Genomic DNA, 1,578 nt, shown 5'->3' with positions numbered 1-1,578 from the left:
CGACGGTGCTCAGCGGCCCGGACGGCTCCGCGCCGCACGGCTTGGGCGCCGGGGACGACACGATGATCTCCTCGGGTGGCGCGGCGGATTCCCCACCGCCGGGGATCGTCGCCGGCGGGCCGGGCCCGTCCGACACCTCCGGTCACCGGATCCCACCCGGCCTCATGACGGTGGGCGCCGATCGGGACCACGTTCTGCTCGGGCCGCCGGGGAGGCTCGACCTGCCCTCGGACTTCTCGACGGGCGGTGTGGGCGGCCCGCACGGTGCCTCCGCCGGGGACGGCCGGGGAATCTTCGGCTCCCGGCGGGCCGCGGTCGTCGCCGCCATTGTCGTGGTCCTCTTCTTGGCCCTCGGGGCGACCTTCGCCGTGGTGCTGACCGGCCGTGACTCCGGGGCGGACTCCGGGGCGGACGCGGTGGCCGCCCCGGTGGTCACCGCGTCGCCGGCCCCATCCGCCACCGGCCCGACCGGGCCACCCGCCTCCGCCGTGAACCTCGTCCGGGTGGCGGGATCCTCGGAGGTCGCCCCGATTACCGAGACCGCCTACAACGAGTTCCGTCAGGTGCAACGCAACGTCACCGTCAGCATCGAGCCCACGACGACCGAGGACGGTTTCGCCGCGCTGTGCAGCGGCAAGGCCGACATCGCCGGCGCCTCGTTCGAACTCAATCCCGGATTCGTCAAGAACCCCGACTGCGAGAAGAAGGTCGTCGGGTTCGAGGTGGCGCACCACACCCTGCCGATCGTGGTCAACCCGCAGAACACCTGGCTGCACTGTCTGACCCTGCGGCAGGTCAAGCAGGTGTGGGGGGCCGGTTCCGCCGTCACCCGGTGGAGCCAGATCGACCCGTCGTTCCCGGACGAGCCGATCACGTTTGTCGGGCCGCCGCGCGGCTCCGTGCAGGCGCAGGTGTTCAACGCCACGATCAGTAACGCCAGCGACCGGTCCCGCGAGTACCGGCAGGCCGATCTCAGCGGGGTCGCCAACGACGTGGCCGCCGACCGCTCGGCCATCGGCTACCTCGACTTCCCCACCTACGAGACCTTCGGCACCAAGCTGCGCGGCGTCGAAATCAACAATGGTGACGGGTGCGTGGCGCCGAACGCCGTGTCGGTCGGCACCGGCGTCTACCTGCCGCTGTGCAAGCCGCTGTTCGTCTACGCCCGCACGGACGCCCTGCGCCGGCCGGCGACCGCCGCTTTCTTGCGCTACTACCTGGAGAACGGCCGGAAGATCGCCTTCGACGCGCACTACGTCCCCCGCAACGACGACACGGTCGGGGAGAACGTCGCCAAGCTCGCGAGCCTGACGGCAGGCGTGGGACCCGTGCCGGCCTAGCCGCCCCCGCCCCCGCGCCTGGGCCTCCGCGCCTGGGCCCCCGTGTGCGGGAGCGGTCACCGGCGAGCGGCCGCGGGTGAGGACCGGGCGTGCGGGTGAGCTCGGACGGCGGTGGAGGGCCGGCGCGACACGCATCGTCACCGTACGTCTTTGGCTGCTACTGAGAGTGATAGCTTGCCGCTGCGCGCCCGGCGGATCTCACCTTCTCCACTCCGCATCAGGGGCCGCTTGGGCTCAC

Annotated in this window: 1 protein-coding gene; it reads left to right on the top strand. The window is 72.1% G+C overall.

Features of this window, described 5'->3' with window-relative positions; translation table 11 throughout:
- On the top strand, positions 1–1,340 hold a 1,340-nt coding region (locus AC08OP_RS22995; RefSeq protein ID WP_476616079.1), incomplete at its 5' end, for a substrate-binding domain-containing protein.
- Positions 1,341–1,578 lie beyond the last annotated feature (238 nt).

This window comes from Frankia sp. CeRuru1, from assembly GCF_977966315.1.
Note: the sequence above shows the minus strand (reverse complement) of the source record. Positions and strands in the feature narration are given on the sequence as shown.